The following is a 16,252-nucleotide window of genomic DNA, read 5'->3' as shown; positions in this document are numbered from 1 at the left end:
CCACAAGTAAACAACATTAAACAAAATAAACAGCGCAAAATACTATTCTTTTTCCCATCCAATATTCTGTTGATTTTCAGTTAGCAAACGATCGATTAAATTCCCGGTTTCCTATTTCGATGAATTCTCGTGGGTTCTCTGTGGCAGACTGTCTCTATGACTAATCAGACACCTAACTCCGATGTGGTTAACCTGGCTTCTTCTGAGGGCGAGGCTCAAGACAACTTCACTCCCGTAACGACCGAAGAGGGTAAGCTGCAACAGCTTATTGAATGGCTCGAAGAACACGTCTCGGCCTATTCCTACTTGAGCGAGGTTGTCCCGTTGGGTGCCTCTGAAGAAGACATCAGGAAGGCTCGTGCGTCAGTCAATGACCGCGGTGCTCGTATGCCCGACGCTATTATTCACGGTTCGATGATGGTCTTGGGGGCGGCCGTCAACCATTCTTCGCCATACCTTGCGTATGCCGATGGCAAGGTTGAAGTAACGGATACGACGGTGGGGGATAGTCCTAGCGTTCCGGTTCGAGTTTTTGTTCCGCAGGATCCAACCGGATCTGTGGTAGTTGCCGCACACGGTGGCGCTTTCTGGATGGGTGACGGCAGTCTGCGTGAGAATTCCTTCGGCCCAAATATGGCGGCCCTGGCAGCCCGATCCGGCGCAATTGTTGTGGATGTGGACTACCGGCTCGCCCCAGAGCACAAGGTGTCTGAGGCCGTCAATGACATCGCGCGGGTAGTCACATCTGTCGCAGATGATTCGTTGCAGCTTCAGAAATTGGGTGCAATGCCCATCAGCGATCAGAACCCGATAGTTCTCTATGGTGTCTCTTCAGGCGGGCACAACGTTGTTTCCGCGGTAAACCAGATTAGTCAGGACACGCCGGTTGCTTTGTTGCTCGTTGCTCCGGCCCTAGACTTGCGTGGTGCGCCTGCGGTGTGGTTGCAGGCATTCTTCGGCACCTCTGACGATTCGGCAAAGGAAGTGTCACCGGGATTGCATGAGCCGTTGCGAAGCATGCGTGTCCACGTTCAGGCGGCCTCCCGCGATACTGTCGTTCGTCCAGCTACCGAGTACCTGAAGAAGGTCGAGGAGTCGGGCGGAGAGGCCTCTCAGGCGGAATTCTTGGCAACTCACCAGATTGCGGTTCCAAAGGTTCAGCGAGAGCAGATTACGGACGCGGCGCGGTTCATTTTAGAGGCCACTCACACGGAACGTGAGCTGCCAGAGGACCCGGCAGGTGAATACGATAAGGAAGCGATTGACCGGCAGAACGAAGAGTCCTGGGGCAAGAGCTAGTCAACCCGTTTCAGTTCCCAATGGCGCTCTCGCTGTGCATGTGAGCGCTGCGGAGGGGCGCTGGTGAGGGAAACCGGGGTCGGAGCTAGAACAGCTCAGTGCCAGAAGGCCGGGGGCGAACAGGCCCCGACTAGTTCAGCGGCAGGAGGTTGCGCTTCGTTGCGTGGACCTCTTCCACCCGGTCGATGTTGTGTTCGAGGACATTCCAATCGTTGACCGGAATATTGCGCTGGGCTTGGGCAATGACTGACTTGTCAGGAGTGGACCACGCGAGGGGCACTGGGGTGATTTCATCGTAGAACTCGGTGCGGCTCTTATGCGTGCCGGCCACAGCAACAGCTGGCACCTTCGCGCCCACGCGGCGGGGAACCCCGGAAATCGTGGTGACAGTACGTGTAGCCAGGGCCGGGACGGGCTCTCCATCGGAGGGGTTTTTACGCATGTCCACCAAGGTCATCAGCACCATGGTTCGCTCATCCACACGCGCAATCATGGCCGGAACCAGCGGGGATTCGTCGTAAAGCTCTTGCGGATCCTTGATTGCGCGTCGCACCTGGAAGGTAACGCCGAGGTAGAGAACCGCGAGGGCGAAAAGCACAACCGCGCTGCCGATAACAAACGGCGTGCGGTCGAAAACTACTAGAACCAGCACAGCGCCGACGAGCAGCAGAGCAGAGAAAATGCCGGAGGAGATGAGCAGTCGGCGGGCATCGCGGTAGTACTCGTTGTTGGCGTTGGTGTGCTCGCGGTTGACGGGGAAGTGAAAGTTCATGGCAGTCCTTTAGTTATCCATTTTTCTAGGATTCCGAGCTAGCGGTGGAATCGCCGGGCAGGGTTGGGCCGAGGTACTCATCTGCGTCGACGATTCGGTAGGCGTAGCCCTGTTCCGCCAGGAAACGCTGGCGATGAGCTGCATATTCAGTATCGAGCGTATCGCGAGTTACCACCGAGTAAAAGACGGCGCCACCACCATCGGACTTCGGGCGCAGGAGACGCCCCAGACGCTGTGCCTCCTCCTGTCGGGAACCGAAGGTGCCGGAGACTTGCACGGCGACAGAGGCTTCGGGAAGGTCGATGGAGAAGTTCGCAACCTTGGACACCACCAGCGTGTTGATCTCGCCGCGCCGGAACTTCCCAAAGAGCTCCTCGCGTTTGGCGTTGGACGTCTTTCCTTCGATGACATCGACGTCCAGTTCCTCGCCAATCTCTTCGAGCTGATCCAAGTAGGCACCAATCACCAGAGCGGGTTCGCCCTCGTGTCGGGCAAGGATTTGCTTAACGACGGGAATCTTCGTCGGCGTCGTTGCGGCCAGGCGATACCTGTCGGAGGCCTCAGCCGTGGCGTAGAGCATGCGCTCGGACTCGGTCGGGGTCACGCGGACCTCAACGCAGTCAGCCGGTGCGATCCAGCCCTGGGTTTCGATGTCCTTCCATGGGGCGTCGTAGCGCTTCGGGCCAATCAGGCTGAAGACATCGCCCTCGCGGCCATCTTCGCGCACCAGGGTGGCGGTGAGCCCCAGTCGACGGCGCGACTGCAGATCCGCACTCATTCGGAACACAGGAGCGGGCAGGAGGTGGACCTCGTCGTAGATGATGAGACCCCAGTCGCGGGAATCGAATAGCTCGAGTGCGCGGTATTCTCCCTTGGTCTTGCGTGTGACTACTTGGTAGGTCGCAATGGTGACGGGGCGAATTTCCTTCTTTTCGCCGGAGTATTCGCCGATTTCGTCCTCGGTCAGCGAGGTGCGTCGCAGCAGCTCGTCGCGCCACTGCCTGCCGGCGACGGTGTTGGTGACCAGGATCAAAGTAGTGCGCTGCGCGTCTACCATGGCCGCCGCTCCGACGATTGTTTTTCCTGCGCCGCAGGGCAGCACCACGACGCCGGAGCCACCCTCGCGGAAGGAATCGGCCGCCATGCGTTGGTAGTCGCGCAGTTCCCAGGTGTCGTGGCCTCCGGTGCCCTGATCCTGCCAGGCGATGGCGTGTGCCTCTCCGTCGATGTATCCGGCGGTGTCATTGGCAGGCCAGCCGACCTTCAGCAGCTCCTGTTTGATTCGGCCTCGCTCGGAGGGGTGCACGGTCCAGGTGTCGGCATCGATTTGCTCGCCGAGCATCGGACGAATCTTTTTGTGCTTGGTCACCTCGGCCAGTACCGCGGGGTCGTGTGAGAGCAGAATAAGGCCGTGAGCTGGATGCTTGGTCAGGCTCAGGCGACCGTAGCGGTCCATGGTCTCCGCGACGTCGATAAGCAGTGGCTGGGGGACGGGGAACTTGGAATAGCGCTCGAGGACATCGACCACCTGCTCCGCGTCGTGACCGGCAGCGCGGGCATTCCACAGCGCCAGCGGGGTGATGCGGTAGGTGTGCACGTGTTCAGGAGCACGTTCGAGCTCCGCGAATGGTGCCAGCGCCGCGCGTGCCGCATCCGCCTCCGGATTATCGACCTCCAGCAGCACCGTCTTATCCGATTGGACGATCAGCGGACCCGTACCGAAACCCATTATTTCCTCGCCTCGCAGACATTCGACCAAAAATAAGCTAAAGGTCAATTCTGCCACGATTACGCAGAAGATGCGCCACGGGCTCGAATCATCCCGAACCGTCACATTCGCTTTTGCATCGCTTTACGACGGTCCCCGCGCCCGTCGCCTAGTCGACAGGATGTACTTCGGTAATGCGATGCAGCAGAAAGCGCAGCACTTGGCTGGTGGCCGGGTCGATAGCATCGACCTGCCCACCGGAGACAGTGACTGGGCGCACGCGCTTGCGGGCGGGTTTGCCGTTGCGGTCGACGTAGCTTAAATACAGGTCGTCGCCGTGGCGAGCCGCGCGCTGCAGTAGCTTGAATGCTTCGGTGCCGGAGGCGTAGCCGCTCGTGCCACCGGTGCTAGCGCTAGCACCGGCAGCCGTCCCCGTACCTGTCGCCGAATCCGCAACCGAGCCAGAGACCCCAGCAGTGCTGCCACTGGCTGTAGCGCCACTGGAACTACCGGCGTGCTCAGCAGCACGGTTGCCATCGGCAATGGCCGTCAACGCCTGGCTGATGCGTTCCGGTTCGGGCATCGTTGTACGCGCAGTAGGCACCGGAGCTGGCGCCTCAATGCGGCAGGGAGCGCGACCGAGATCCAGCACCAAACCCTCTGCATCTTCGGCGATGATGGAAAAGCCCGCATTTCTAGCGGTCTCAATCACCTGGGCAAGCGGGGCCTGGCTAATTAGCACCGTTTCGGCAATCTTCCGCAACGCCAGGCTTTGTCCAGCCTGGTGACTCTGGAATGAGGCCAGCAGAGCCGGATCGTCACAGCGGATAAACGAAGCTGCGGGGCCACCGCGGAGACGACCGTGGCGGCGGGCGACGTCGTCAAGCAAATAGGTAATGGACTGCGGCACTTCGCCGACGGCGTAGCGCGAGAGAAACTCCGAGATATCGGCGGCGTTGATGCCGGTGTCGAGGGCATCGCGGAGGCTGTCTTCGGTCACGCGGTAGACGCTGGCGAGGCCGGGAGATTCCAACTGCGCAATCGAACTGAGCATGCGTTCCATCTCCGGGGATGCGGGGCCCGGTACGACGATGGTGTTGTCCGCCTGGACCATCAGGTACGAGGCGTTCGGCGGCAAGAGGTTGTTACAGGCAGCACGCAGATCGTCGAAGGCCTCGGCAGTGCCGGATTCGATGAGCGCGACTATGGCTTTGCCGACCTCGCTAAGGCCGACGGAAATCGTTTCCACGCCCGGGTCCCGCACGACGATGCCGAGGGCGACCAGCTCGTCGACCACGCCACTGAGAGTCTCGTCCGTGCACCTCGCGTTGGTGATGGGGTAGTAGTAGGCGGCGCATTCACGCAGGTCAGTCAGAGCAACGACGTCGTTGCCGCTTGCCGACGACGCCACCTGCGCACAGCAGGCCAGCACCATTTCCCGGATTGACGGTACCCCGGAGAGCCGAGTTTGAGGTGAGAGCAGAGCAATGCGCTTGCCTTCCTCATTGAGCTGGTCGACCCGCCAGGGCGCTGCGTCGCTAGTGCGAGTGCCGACTGTCAAGCTCACCCACCGGTCAACCAGATCGGCGTCGAGGAAGCCGTCGGCTGCCAGCGTGGGTGCGAAATAGTCACCACCGGTGTCGTGCAGTGGCAGCGGATGCGGAGTGCCGACATGAACCAGGCCCGCTGCACCGAGGTTAGCCACGCCGCGAGCCAGCTCCGAGATGTCGACACCGAGCTCCTCGATGAGATTGCGGGTTTCCCGCACTCCGATGACACCGTTTTTCAAGGTCGGTGCGGGGTTGGTTCCCAGTAGGTCCAGGAGGTCAGTCGCCTGTCGCAAAGTTTCCCAGGCGGTGGCGGCAGCACGGTCGTTACCGCTGGCAATTACATGGGTAGCGGGGGTTTCGGGGCGCAGGGGGACATCGTCGTCGGCAAGCCCGACTCCACGCATAAGCGCGCGAACGGTGGCGGGTAGACGGACGGTGCCCTCGTCGATGCGTTCGAGCAGGCCGGCGTTGATGAGCGCTGGGACCGGCAGCGAGGGGTCGGCATCCGGATGAGCGTCCTTTGTGACGCCGAGACCTCCGGAGTTGGCGAGGGTGTCCAGGAGACGCTGCTGCCTGTCTGTGACCTTGGTGAGTGCCGTGCGTAGCTGGCTGCGGCTGGGGCCATCGGGATTGGGCAGAAGATACCAGCCGGGTGGCAACGAGGTGGCGACCTCATCGCTGAGACAGAAGTAGTCCTGCCAGGGCAGAGGCTTCTTGCGGGTGGACTTGCCGGTGAAAGTGCCGCGTGGGCCGGCGCCGTTTCCCCAGATGAGTCCGTATGCGCGCAGGGTATCGAGGCCTGTCCGAATATGTGCGGCCGTGGGCCGTTGATTGGCGGGAACCTCTGCTCGAGAGAGTAAGTCGAGAATGTAGTCGATGAGGGCGTCCGCAGTGACGGGTTCGGCGTCGGCACCGAGGTCAGCGGCAGCCTCAATGCAGGCGAGCTCCAGTGCGGGCAGTTTGGTCAGCGCGCGGGAGACAGAAGCGCGGAGCTGGAGCCTTGCCGCTAGCACCTGGGAAGACTTCGGCGGCGGCGACAGCGCATCGGGGCGATTGCTGAGGATAGTGCCCACAAATTGGTCTGGTTGACCTGCCAGCCAGTCGGAAAAGAGTGCAAAGGGGGTGGTGCTAGTCATGACAATCCCCACTTTAGTGAGGTTTAAGGAGGGGAGAAGGTGACTGGGGAGAAAATTTTTGGGATAATCTCAGCATGGCTAACGTTGCAAAGAAATCCTATGTCGATCCCGGCTGGCCGAAGGACCTCGAGCCTGGTCAGCACGCTGTTACTGAATTGATTGCTCACCACGCTGGTGCAGATTCGCCTTTCGGCGACATTGAGTTTCCGGTTGATCCGGAGACTTTGGGTTACGTGCACCCGACCACGGTGATTAACAAGTAATCTTTTATATTTTTAGCAGAGCTAGATCTGCAGGAGGCCCGCAGCCGTGACTGCTAGTTCAGTCGTGGCTGCGGGCTTCAAATATGAAACTGTGCGAGTTTATGACACTTTCAAGCCATTTTTCGGGCCATTTTTTGTCATAAACGCAGTCACTAACTCGCGTTGGCACGCGGTCGCCAGCCATAAACGCAGGCAGTAACTCACGCAGGCAGTAACTTACATTGGGCCGGTACCGCCAACCTGTTGAAGACAAATAGTAGCCCCGAAGGTGAATCACCCTCGGGGCTACTGTGATGAGCTGGCTAGCTCGAAAGCCTTAAATCAGACCCTGCAGCTTCGACAGGTCGAACGGAATGGCTGCGACCAGTTCCTGCGGAAGCTCAATCTGACCGGTCAGTGCACGGAACTCAGCGATGAGTGCCTGGGCGTCGGACAGGCTGTCGACGTTGGAGAGGCGGTCAGCGAACTGCTGGATCAGGTCGGTCTTGGAGTCGGAAGCAGCAGCTGCCGGAGCGGCCTGTGCGCGAACAGGAGCGACGCCCTGGCTCGGGTGCGGACGATCGGTCGGGCCGGAAGAGAGACCCAGGCTTGCGGAGCAAGCCGGCCATGCGCCCCAACCCTGCTGAGCCAGAACCTTCTCAGCAACGTAAATCTGCTGCTCGCGGGAAGCCTGATCAGCGGTCGAAGCGAACTCGTTACCACCGAAAGCGTTCCAGGTGCTTGCGGAGAACTGCAGGCCACCGTAGTAGCCGTTTCCGGTGTTGATGTGCCAGTTGCCACCGGACTCACACTGTGCCAGGCGGTCCCAGTCGGAGTCTGGAGCTGCAGAAGCGGTCGGTGCGAAGATAGCGGCACCGGCGCCGAGGATTGCGCCGGTCAGTGCAACCTTTGCCGAAGTGGAAGCGAAGGTGTTGGTCTTAGCTGCGTGGCGAGCCATATGAAAATTTCCTTTTCGTCGATTTTCTTTGTGGCGCCAGTGGGGCTAATGCAACCCCATCTCACTCTTATGGAAAGTTCTTCACGTTGTTGGTAGCGGGCCGATGTCATCGCACTGGAGTGAGATGAAGGCGATCTATGCGACTTCGTCCGTTAAACGTGTCGATTGCACACCGTAGCGGTTGGTAACGAAATAGTCACGCGAACCGCCGGATTCTTAATTTTGAGCGCAGGTTGGAAATATGGATAAAAGTAGGTGAAACTGCAGGTAGGAGATGTGACTGTTAGTGGTGATGTGTAAGTTAAAACATCATAATGTGATAAAGCTCACGTTATCGTCTTGTTATTTTTCCTGTTTTGGCGCGCCTCCGGCACTTGAAAAAGAGGCCATAAGAGATAGCCAAGAAGAACCAACGCTGGCAGTTCGTTGCAGTCTCTGTGCGTCAATCCGCGAGGGTGCTCGCTTCCCACAAATCCATCTTCCCTTTATGTCCCCATCTATGGGTATAATTGAGTTCTTTAGGTAATCGGAGGTGACGTGCACATGCACGCCGCTACCGCTGCCGCCACTTCGCACTAGTAAGCAGTAATAAATAATGTGTTCCCGGTTGGAGTGCGTCCCGTTTTGGTCGCACCTTAATTAAAGGAACACCATTAAGACAGCGCCCGGCCCGGCATATCCTCGCGGTCCTGTCTGGCCAAGCTCGCCTCAATCGAGCCTCTAACTCTGGCCGTTTGTGCGTGCGAGGACGGTGGCGAGTGCGGAAGAATTGCATCTCCGATCCGAAGACCCCGAAGGGCAGTCACCGCTGCCCAAGGGGAACGAGGTTGAGTGCCCCCAGTCGTAGGGCACGGGAAGGTTAGGTGGAAAGTGCCCATCGGTAAGGTCAGGTGGTACGACAAGGATCGCGGTTTTGGCTTCGTGTCGAATCCGGACGGTGAAGATGTCTACATCGGCAAGAACGTGCTGCCGAAAGGCGTGGAAGAGCTTGTAACTGGTCAGCGCCTGGAGTACGACTACGCTGACGGCCGCCCAGGCCCACAGGCCCTCCGGATCAAGGTGCTCGACGAGGGACCGCGCAGTGCCCGTCACCGCCGTGGCGGGGCAGGTGGGGGCGCAGGTGCCCGTCGTCAAGCGAAGAAGTACAGCCCCAGCGATCTCAACGGCATGATTTCGGACATGATTTCCATGCTGGAGTCGACGGTGCAGCGTGACCTGCGCGCCGGGCGTTACCCGGAGCGTAAGGACGGCCACCAGATGGCTGAAGTCCTGCGTGCGGTCGCGCGCGAGCTGGACTCGTAAGTCGTTAGAAGACGTGAAAACGCCCGCTCATGAAAGTGGAAAACCTCAGTGAGCGGGCGTTTTGCTGTGCTTTACGACGGTTCGTTGACGATCGACCAAGTAATACCGTAGGTGGTCTCTTCGCCCTCGGAGTTCTTTCCGATGAGCGCGGTGGAAACCTCCACGACCCCGAGTGGGGTGCGTTTGCCGGCAACAGCTGCGGAGCCAGCGATGGTCTCGGTCGTGGCTTCGCCCGGATCCTTGCGAGAGGTGGAGTTGACCGCATCGTCGGAGAAGAAGCGCTGCAGAGTCCAGGAGTTAGAGCCAACAGTGGAGCCGACGTTAACCTCAGCCGTCTCCTGCTCGCCCAGGGAGATCTTGGCGGCGTTGGCCTCAGTCGTGGTGCAGGCATTCTTCTCAAAGAGGTCGCAGACGCGGTAGGGAAGAACCTCTGTGGTTTCGCCGTCCTGGTTGACCTCGATGGACAGCGCGTGTGGGTCGTCGATTGCCTGGTTGGTCCACTTATTGACAGCAAGGACGATGCCGGTGACGACAAGACCCACCACGACAATAGCGCCGACAACCACGAACGCCTTACTATTCTGTTGCCAGCGGCGCCTACTCGATCCCATCAACTCTCACTTCCCGACATTCGTAACGGAATTGAAGCTACGTTCAGTCACACTAGCCGTTCTCGGGCCAGATACTGCTATTCACTCACGGTAACACGGTAGGCTGTGGGCCATTTCTTCCCTGTAAGCAGGAACTGACGGGTTCCATTGGGCGAGGTAGACGAAGAATCCGGCATCAGCGCAATGCCGTTGAGCACATCAACACTCTGTTGCTCTGCCGGAGAGAGCTGCGCGTACAGGTCGCGGAAGAGTTCGGTGGCATCGACGATGCCTGTGACCTTTCCGTCTTCTGGGTTGATGCGGTAGATGAATGGACTCTGCCAGACGTTGGCCCAAATCTCGCGGTGCGATTGCGGGGTGTTCGTTCCGTGTGAATCGCTCGAGCCCTCCGGATCTACGTCGGTGTCGACAGCGACGCACTCGAGTTCGTTGAGCCACGTTGTCTCCGTGCCTGCCGCAGTGACGGGCAGTTGACGCAGGGGCGAGAGGTCATCAGGGGAGCGGAAAGTGAGGGTGCCACTGCCATCGGAGGTCACGATGGTGTCATCGAAGGAGCACGCGCCCCAGCCCTCGGTGTCGAAGGGAACCTCGCGACGCTGCTTGAGAGTAGCCGCGTCACGTTCTATGGCGCGTCCTTCCTTCCACGTCAGCTGCCACACAGTATCTCCATGGCGGGTGATGCCCTCGCCGAAGAGGTCAGGCTGCAAATCTTCCACGTTGGTCGGCTCGGCCGCAGAGTTGTCGAGCCACTGCGGCAATCGGTAAATCTGGGACTCACCGTAGAGGCCGGTGCCCATCAACAAAGAACCATCGGGTTCGAACTCAAGTCCCTGGACAAAAGGCGCAGCGACATTCTTCTCCGTGGGAAGTGGCGGAGCCAAGACAGGATGGGACTGCTCGATGGTCAGTTTCAGTGTCGGAACGTCACCGAGCCCCGGCACCTTATCGGCACCGACCAGCTCGGAGGGATTAACCGATGCCGAAGTCGATCTCGGGGCGGTGCCGGAGTTCGAGTCCGCACTAGCTCCACTAGAAGGGGCCTCGCCTGAGGGATTGCCACCTGAACCAGTTTCAGCCGCACAACCGGCCAACAGGGCGGCGGTTGCTACTGAGAGGATGGCAGCTCGGGCCGTCGTAAAGCGTGATGCGTGAAAAGAGCGGGCGGGTTTTGCATCGCCCGACGGGAATCTGTCCATAGCTTCACTCTAGGATAGGAAACGTGACTGAAAATCGACGACGTTCCCGAAACAGCCGCCGACGGGGGAAGGTGATGAATCACCAGGCGGTCGACACCGCCCGTACCGCGATTGAAGAGCTCGGGGAGGGGCCTGCCGGCGCGCACACCGGTGTAAGTGTCGTAGGCGAGGGCGTTGCGGTGCATCGTTTTGCGGCTGACCTGCCCGGATATAGGGGCTGGGAGTGGCATGTGGTGGTCGCGTGCGCGCCAGGCACTCAACAGGCGACGGTCAGTGAAGTGGCTCTTGTCCCTGGCGAAACCGCGCTGCAGGCGCCCGAATGGGTTCCTTACGAGGAGCGGTTGCGCCCCGGTGACCTCGGTCCGCGCGATCTGTTGCCGGCTGCAGTGGGAGATGAGCGACTCGACGGCGATGACTTGCAGACCCGCACGTTGTCGGCGCATGGTGTGGAAGATACCGATCAGCGCTGGGTAGAGGGCGATACCGGCCCCGAGAGTGACTTTGCTCGGGAAGCATTGCACCGTTGCCGAACCTGCGCCTTTATGGTCCCGCTGACCGGGCCGCTCGGTAAGAACTGGGGAGTGTGTGTCAACGAATGGACATTCGATGCCACGGCCGTAAGCTTTGACCACGGCTGCGGTGCTCACTCAGCTATCCCGGAAGTAACGGGGCAGGGCGCACCGGTGGCGGAACCCTACCAGGATTCGCACCTGTAGCTTCCCGCCTAGGCAAACGCGATGACGAAGACGGTGCAGCTTCGACGCCACCGTGGCCCCAGAGACTGCACCGTTACGGCTTTCGGCACAAAAATTCCGCTTTGACACGGATCAACACGTGACACGGATAGTAAAGAGACTCTAGAGAGGCATAAAAAATGGACAAAGGTACGTCCACCTCTGCAATATCCTCAGATGAGGCGAAGGACTCCAAGCCTGCACGGTCGGGGAGCCATCTTTCAGCAGTGGACCGCTATTTTCACATCACGGAGCGCGGTTCGACGACCGTAACCGAGATTCGCGGTGGCGTAGTGACCTTCTTCGCGATGGCCTACATCATTCTGCTCAACCCGCTGATCCTCGGCAATATCGAGGATGTCAACGGCAATAGCCTGGGGATACCGCAGGTCGCCGCTGTCACCGCGCTCGCCGCGGGCGTCATGACCATTACTTTTGGTCTCTTTGCCAAGTACCCCTTCGGCATTGCGACGGGCCTGGGCATCAACACCCTGGTTGCCGTGACATTCGTTGCTAACGAGGGGCTGGCCTGGGAAGAAGCGATGGGCCTGGTCGTGCTGGACGGCGTGATTATCGTGCTGCTGGCGCTGACCGGATTCCGAACAGCTGTCTTCCACGCGATTCCGTCCGATATGAAGGCCGCGATGAGTGTGGGCATCGGCCTATTCATCGCCATGATTGGTCTGGTCGACGGTGGCCTGGTTCGCCGTATTCCCGATGCCGCGGGCACGACTGTTCCGGTGCAGCTCGGCATCAATGGCCAGATTGCCTCGTGGCCGACCGCCGTGTTCGTCCTCGGGCTGATTATCTGCGGCATCATGGTTGTCCGCAATATTCCAGGCGGCCTGTTTATCGGCATCGTGCTGAATACCATCATTGCGCTCGCAGTCGAGGCCTTGACGGATGCGGGCCCCTCCTTCGCTGATGGCAAGCCAGTGCCGACCGGTTGGAATCTCGCGGTGCCGACTCTGCCGGACCGTGTAGGTGGTATGCCGGACTTGTCCCTCGTTGGCGCTGTGGATTTTTTCGGCTCCTTTGCCCGCGTCGGTGCCCTCAGCGCCACCATGCTGCTGTTCACTTTGGTCCTGGCTAACTTCTTCGATGCCATGGGCACGATGACTGGTCTGGGCAAGCAGGCCGCACTTGTCGATGAAGACGGTGTGCTGCCGGACATGAAGCGCGCACTGGTTGTCGAAGGCACCGGTGCCATCGTCGGCGGTGCAGTCAGCTCCTCGTCGAACACTGTCTTTGTGGACTCCGCAGCGGGCATCGCCGATGGTGCACGCACTGGCCTTGCCAACATTGTCACCGGCATCCTCTTTCTAGCGGCGATGTTCTTCACCCCGCTTTATGAAATCGTGCCCATCGAGGCTGCCGCGCCTGTGCTGGTCATCGTCGGTGCCATGATGATTGGGCAGATCACCGAGATTGATTTCACCCGTTTTGACATCGCACTGCCGGCATTTTTGACTATTGTCACCATGCCATTTACCTACTCGATTGCAAATGGTATCGGCATCGGTTTCATCACCTTTGCTGCGATGGCTATCTTCTCGGGTCGTGCCAAGTCCGTGCACCCGCTGATGTGGATTGTCTCCGGCCTGTTCGTCATCTACTTCGCTGCCGATCCGTTCACCGCTCTGCTGGGCGGCTAAAGAGTTTCCATGAGTACCACCACATCCCTCGAACGCTTTGCGCCCATCGTCGTCGACGATCCCGCCGACAGCCGTCTCGATGACATCCGCAACCTCAACAAGTCCGATTCCCGCCCCGATTTGCCCGGTGGGAAGGGCCTGGTCATCGCCGAAGGCACGCTCATTGTGCCGCGGTTAGTGCGCTCACGCTTTCCGCTCCGCGCAGTCTTTGGTACTCGCCAGAAGCTCGCATTGCTTGCCGACGGACTGACCGCGAGCGAGGCCGATATTGCGGAAGCTGTGCCCTGGTTTGAACTCGACCGCGAGGTTCTGGCCGCAGCGGCCGGATTTGATCTTCACCGTGGCCTGCTGGCCACCGCTGACCGCGCGCCGGAGCTTTCGGTGGACCAAGTTCTGAGTGGAGCAACCACCTTGGCTGTGATGGAGGGTGTTGGGGACCACGAGAACATCGGGGCTCTGTTCCGTAACGCGGCGGGCATGGGCGTGGATGGGGTTGTCTTCGGCGCGGCCTGCGCCGATCCGCTGTATCGCCGCAGCGTGCGTGTTTCCATGGGGCATGTGCTGACAGTCCCATTTGCGACTCTGCCCGGTACTACGACCACCTGGCAGCGAAGCCTGGACCAGCTCAAAGAGCAGGGCTTCCGCGTGGTGTCGATGACCCCTGCGGGCACGGTGGACCTGTGGGATGCCATGGACACGGACAAGGTCGCGATTCTCGTTGGTGCTGAGGGGCAGGGACTTACCGAGCACGCGATGGCAGCCACCGATGTGCGTGCCCGCATTCCCATGTCACCGGGAACTGACAGCCTGAATGTGGCTACCTCCGCAGCGATTGCGTTCTACGAGCGACTACGCGTTCAGTCGCAGCGCGCAGGGCAGTAGAAACTATTTCCCGAACTTGCCTCGCGCCCGCTGCCAGGTGCGGCCAGCGAAGTTCTTGGCCTTAGCACCAAAGCGACTGAGCTCCTCCAGAAAGTCTCGGTTCGGCTCTGCGTTGTGAACTTCGTAGTCGTCGTAGGCGCGGTCAAGCTCTGCGCCAGACTCGGAGGAACCCGGCTCACTCATTAGCCCGCGCGGACTACGAGATGTCGAATACGAAGTTCCGGGAGCCGCACGACGGCCATCGACCGCAAAACCACTAACAGGGATATCTGTAGCGGGCGAATGCGGGTCGAATCCAAGCCAGTCGGTGATGACGGCGTCGGCAAGCTCTGTCGGAATGAACGGCAAACCGACCCCTTCGCGTGGACGTGAAGCCGTACCTTCGGAAGCGTCGGGTATTGGGCGGTGCTTGCCCGCCCAGAAGCTGCCCTCTGCGGGGCAGGGAAGACCGATGTCTTCCAGTGTGCGGTAGCGAGTAGCGGAGAAAGCGCGCTTGAGCTCACCATCGTGCCAATGCGCAAAGGCACCGAAGCCCGTGGATTTATTCGACACACTCGCGTAGACGTCCGTGGCGGCAATCTCCTGGCGCAGACGAGGCGACAGCTTGGACAGCTGCGAGACATCGTCGAGAACCGTCTGCAGTACGGCAACGCCTTCAAAGCCGCCGATGTAGTATTCGCCGTCACCGGTTTCCGCCGAGCGGTTGAGCGGGAAATCACCAATCGGTGTTACCGGCAGCGTCGAATCATAGAGAGCTAGGAAACGACGCCCGAAACCGCGGTCATGCTGAACACCTGTCTCCAGGGTTGCAGCAGGGTCATTGGTGCTGATAAACCAAATCGTGACTACACCGCGGCGAATCGCGGAGAATTCGAAATCAGAAGCGTTGCCACTGGTCATGGAGCTCATTGTCGAGGAAAACTCCTACTTCTTCGGGCCGTTCGGACGTACGCCGAGAAGCACATCCTCCCACGACGGCATGACAGTCTTCTTCTTGCGCTTCGGCTGCTCCGCGTCCGGGTGCTGCAAGAACTCCGCCTCGTCAACATCGTCGTCGGCGTCGCTTTGCGACGGAACGTCCTGCTCCCCGTGGCCTCGCTGCGGCTCCGCCGAAGACTGCCATGCGGCTGGCATCTCAGAGGTATCCGCGGTATCAGCAGCTCGATTGGCCTGCGGAGCCAAGTCTCGGTTGCGGCGGGCAAAGTCGGGGTCAATCAGCTCTGCTGCCAGCTCATTGCGAGCAATGGTGAGCGCGGAAAGTCCCTCCGCCTGGTAACTCCACTCGGCCACGTTGGTGGTGTGGCCGACATTCCAAGTAACCGTCACAATCCACTGTCCGCTCGGGTCGCGGTAGGCATCCCACGAGGCATCGGCGAGTTCCTGACCACGGGCGGCGAAAGCGGTGGCGAGAATCTCCCACAAGGACAACTTGGCCGGGCCATCAATGCGACGTGGCTTTGACTGCTTGCCGAGCTCCGCAATACGTGCGCGCTCCGCAAGCACCGGGTAGGCGAAGGACTCAATCTTGCGCGGCTGCATGCCGCTGTACTCAATGAGCTCCTCGACCGTCTGGCCGCTGCGAATGCGATCCTGAATCTCGCGCGGCGACAAAACGACACGAGGCTCTTCCAGAACTGGCTTCGGCGCCGTTGGAGTCTTTTTCGGTGCCCCGCCTGACGCACCGGAGTTGTCAGCCACCTCGCTGCCTTCGGCCGAGCCGCCGCTTGCAGTGGTGGCGTCCGCTGTGCTGCCACCAGTGGAACTTTCGTCGGTGGAACCGCTCTCTGCGGTAGCACTCTCCCCAGAGCTACCGCTGGCAGTGGCGGTGGTGGTGCTTGATCCGTCGGCAAGCGATGCGGAATCAGCTGCAGCAGGGGAACCGGTGGCATCGGCGAGCTCGAAGTGCTCGACCAGGAAAGTGCGCAGGTTCTCGTCGAGAGGCAGCGTGAAGCGAAGTCCCTCCTGCCGTTCCTGCTCGGTGATATCAGCGGGAACGAGAATCAGTGAATCGGTCACATCGCCGTCCAGAACTGGCTTCAGCTCCCTCATGCGAGAACCTCCTTGTTGGTCGACGTCATAAGTAATGCTCACTAATCATGGTAAACGACAAAACTCCCGCGTCACGGACAATTGGGGCAATGCCCTTGCGCGTGGCGCGGGAGTTAAGCGGCTGAGGCCGGTAAAAGGCGGCTGCTTTGCGACTAATT

General features: G+C 60.0%; 14 protein-coding genes. 6 read left to right on the top strand and 8 right to left on the bottom strand.

The genetic code is table 11. The annotated features are described in order from the left end of the window. Positions 1 to 156 precede the first annotated feature (156 nt). Complete coding sequence (locus tag HMPREF2614_RS03800; protein ID WP_070560186.1) at positions 157 to 1,299, top strand: alpha/beta hydrolase; 1,143 nt, start codon at positions 157 to 159, stop codon at positions 1,297 to 1,299. Positions 1,300 to 1,429: 130 nt separating this feature from the next. On the opposite strand, the gene HMPREF2614_RS03795 is transcribed toward HMPREF2614_RS03800, so the two are convergent. The 3 genes from HMPREF2614_RS03795 to HMPREF2614_RS03785 form a co-directional block, all read right to left on the bottom strand. Further along, a complete protein-coding gene (locus tag HMPREF2614_RS03795; RefSeq protein WP_070560184.1) occupies positions 1,430 to 2,071 on the bottom strand; it encodes a DUF3239 domain-containing protein in 642 nt (213 codons plus the stop codon). A 25-nt stretch (positions 2,072 to 2,096) separates the two neighbouring features. Beyond that, a complete protein-coding gene (locus HMPREF2614_RS03790) occupies positions 2,097 to 3,800 on the bottom strand; it encodes a DNA repair helicase XPB (protein WP_070560182.1) in 1,704 nt (567 codons plus the stop codon). A gap of 148 nt (positions 3,801 to 3,948) precedes the next feature. After that, the gene (locus HMPREF2614_RS03785; RefSeq protein ID WP_070560180.1) at positions 3,949 to 6,465 is read right to left on the bottom strand and encodes a helicase-associated domain-containing protein; all 2,517 of its coding nucleotides are present in this window, start codon (positions 6,463 to 6,465) and stop codon (positions 3,949 to 3,951) included. Between the two features lie 74 nt (positions 6,466 to 6,539). Between HMPREF2614_RS03785 and HMPREF2614_RS03780 the strand changes: the two genes are divergently transcribed. After that, complete coding sequence (locus tag HMPREF2614_RS03780; RefSeq protein WP_016423317.1) at positions 6,540 to 6,728, top strand: hypothetical protein; 189 nt, start codon at positions 6,540 to 6,542, stop codon at positions 6,726 to 6,728. 316 nt (positions 6,729 to 7,044) lie between these two features. Here HMPREF2614_RS03780 and HMPREF2614_RS03775 read toward each other — a convergent pair whose 3' ends face one another. Beyond that, positions 7,045 to 7,665: a transglycosylase family protein gene (locus tag HMPREF2614_RS03775; RefSeq protein ID WP_038626426.1), complete on the bottom strand. Its 621-nt coding sequence runs from the start codon at positions 7,663 to 7,665 to the stop codon at positions 7,045 to 7,047. Between the two features lie 870 nt (positions 7,666 to 8,535). Here HMPREF2614_RS03775 and HMPREF2614_RS03770 point away from each other — a divergent pair. Next, positions 8,536 to 8,967: a cold-shock protein gene (locus tag HMPREF2614_RS03770; RefSeq protein ID WP_038626424.1), complete on the top strand. Its 432-nt coding sequence runs from the start codon at positions 8,536 to 8,538 to the stop codon at positions 8,965 to 8,967. A 71-nt stretch (positions 8,968 to 9,038) separates the two neighbouring features. Here the strand turns inward: HMPREF2614_RS03770 and HMPREF2614_RS03765 are convergent, their stop codons facing one another. Then, on the bottom strand, positions 9,039 to 9,578 hold the full coding sequence (locus HMPREF2614_RS03765; protein WP_239393053.1) for a DUF2771 family protein: 540 nt from the start codon (positions 9,576 to 9,578) through the stop codon (positions 9,039 to 9,041). A 77-nt stretch (positions 9,579 to 9,655) separates the two neighbouring features. Beyond that, a complete protein-coding gene (locus tag HMPREF2614_RS03760; protein ID WP_070560175.1) occupies positions 9,656 to 10,774 on the bottom strand; it encodes a glutaminyl-peptide cyclotransferase in 1,119 nt (372 codons plus the stop codon). A 23-nt stretch (positions 10,775 to 10,797) separates the two neighbouring features. On the opposite strand from HMPREF2614_RS03760, the gene HMPREF2614_RS03755 reads away from it, so the two are divergent. The 3 genes from HMPREF2614_RS03755 to HMPREF2614_RS03745 all read left to right on the top strand — a co-directional run bounded on the left by HMPREF2614_RS03755 (position 10,798) and on the right by HMPREF2614_RS03745 (position 14,045). Next, positions 10,798 to 11,490, top strand: coding sequence for a DUF3027 domain-containing protein (locus HMPREF2614_RS03755; protein ID WP_239393054.1), 693 nt, complete (start codon positions 10,798 to 10,800; stop codon positions 11,488 to 11,490). Positions 11,491 to 11,648: 158 nt separating this feature from the next. Further along, positions 11,649 to 13,163, top strand: a complete 1,515-nt coding sequence (locus HMPREF2614_RS03750) for an NCS2 family permease (protein ID WP_070560173.1) — start codon at positions 11,649 to 11,651, stop codon at positions 13,161 to 13,163. A 9-nt stretch (positions 13,164 to 13,172) separates the two neighbouring features. Then, a complete protein-coding gene (locus HMPREF2614_RS03745; protein ID WP_049180904.1) occupies positions 13,173 to 14,045 on the top strand; it encodes a TrmH family RNA methyltransferase in 873 nt (290 codons plus the stop codon). Positions 14,046 to 14,048: 3 nt separating this feature from the next. On the opposite strand, the gene HMPREF2614_RS03740 is transcribed toward HMPREF2614_RS03745, so the two are convergent. Together HMPREF2614_RS03740 and sepH are read right to left on the bottom strand one after the other, a co-directional pair. Next, on the bottom strand, positions 14,049 to 14,954 hold the full coding sequence (locus tag HMPREF2614_RS03740) for a DUF6928 family protein (RefSeq protein WP_070560171.1): 906 nt from the start codon (positions 14,952 to 14,954) through the stop codon (positions 14,049 to 14,051). A gap of 15 nt (positions 14,955 to 14,969) precedes the next feature. Next, positions 14,970 to 16,094, bottom strand: coding sequence for a septation protein SepH (gene sepH / locus HMPREF2614_RS03735; protein WP_038626410.1), 1,125 nt, complete (start codon positions 16,092 to 16,094; stop codon positions 14,970 to 14,972). Between the last annotated feature and the right edge of the window lie 158 nt (positions 16,095 to 16,252).

It is taken from the genome of Corynebacterium sp. HMSC074C11, assembly GCF_001809455.1.
Classification (GTDB): Bacteria; Actinomycetota; Actinomycetes; order Mycobacteriales; family Mycobacteriaceae; genus Corynebacterium; species Corynebacterium amycolatum.
Note: the sequence above shows the minus strand (reverse complement) of the source record. Positions and strands in the feature narration are given on the sequence as shown.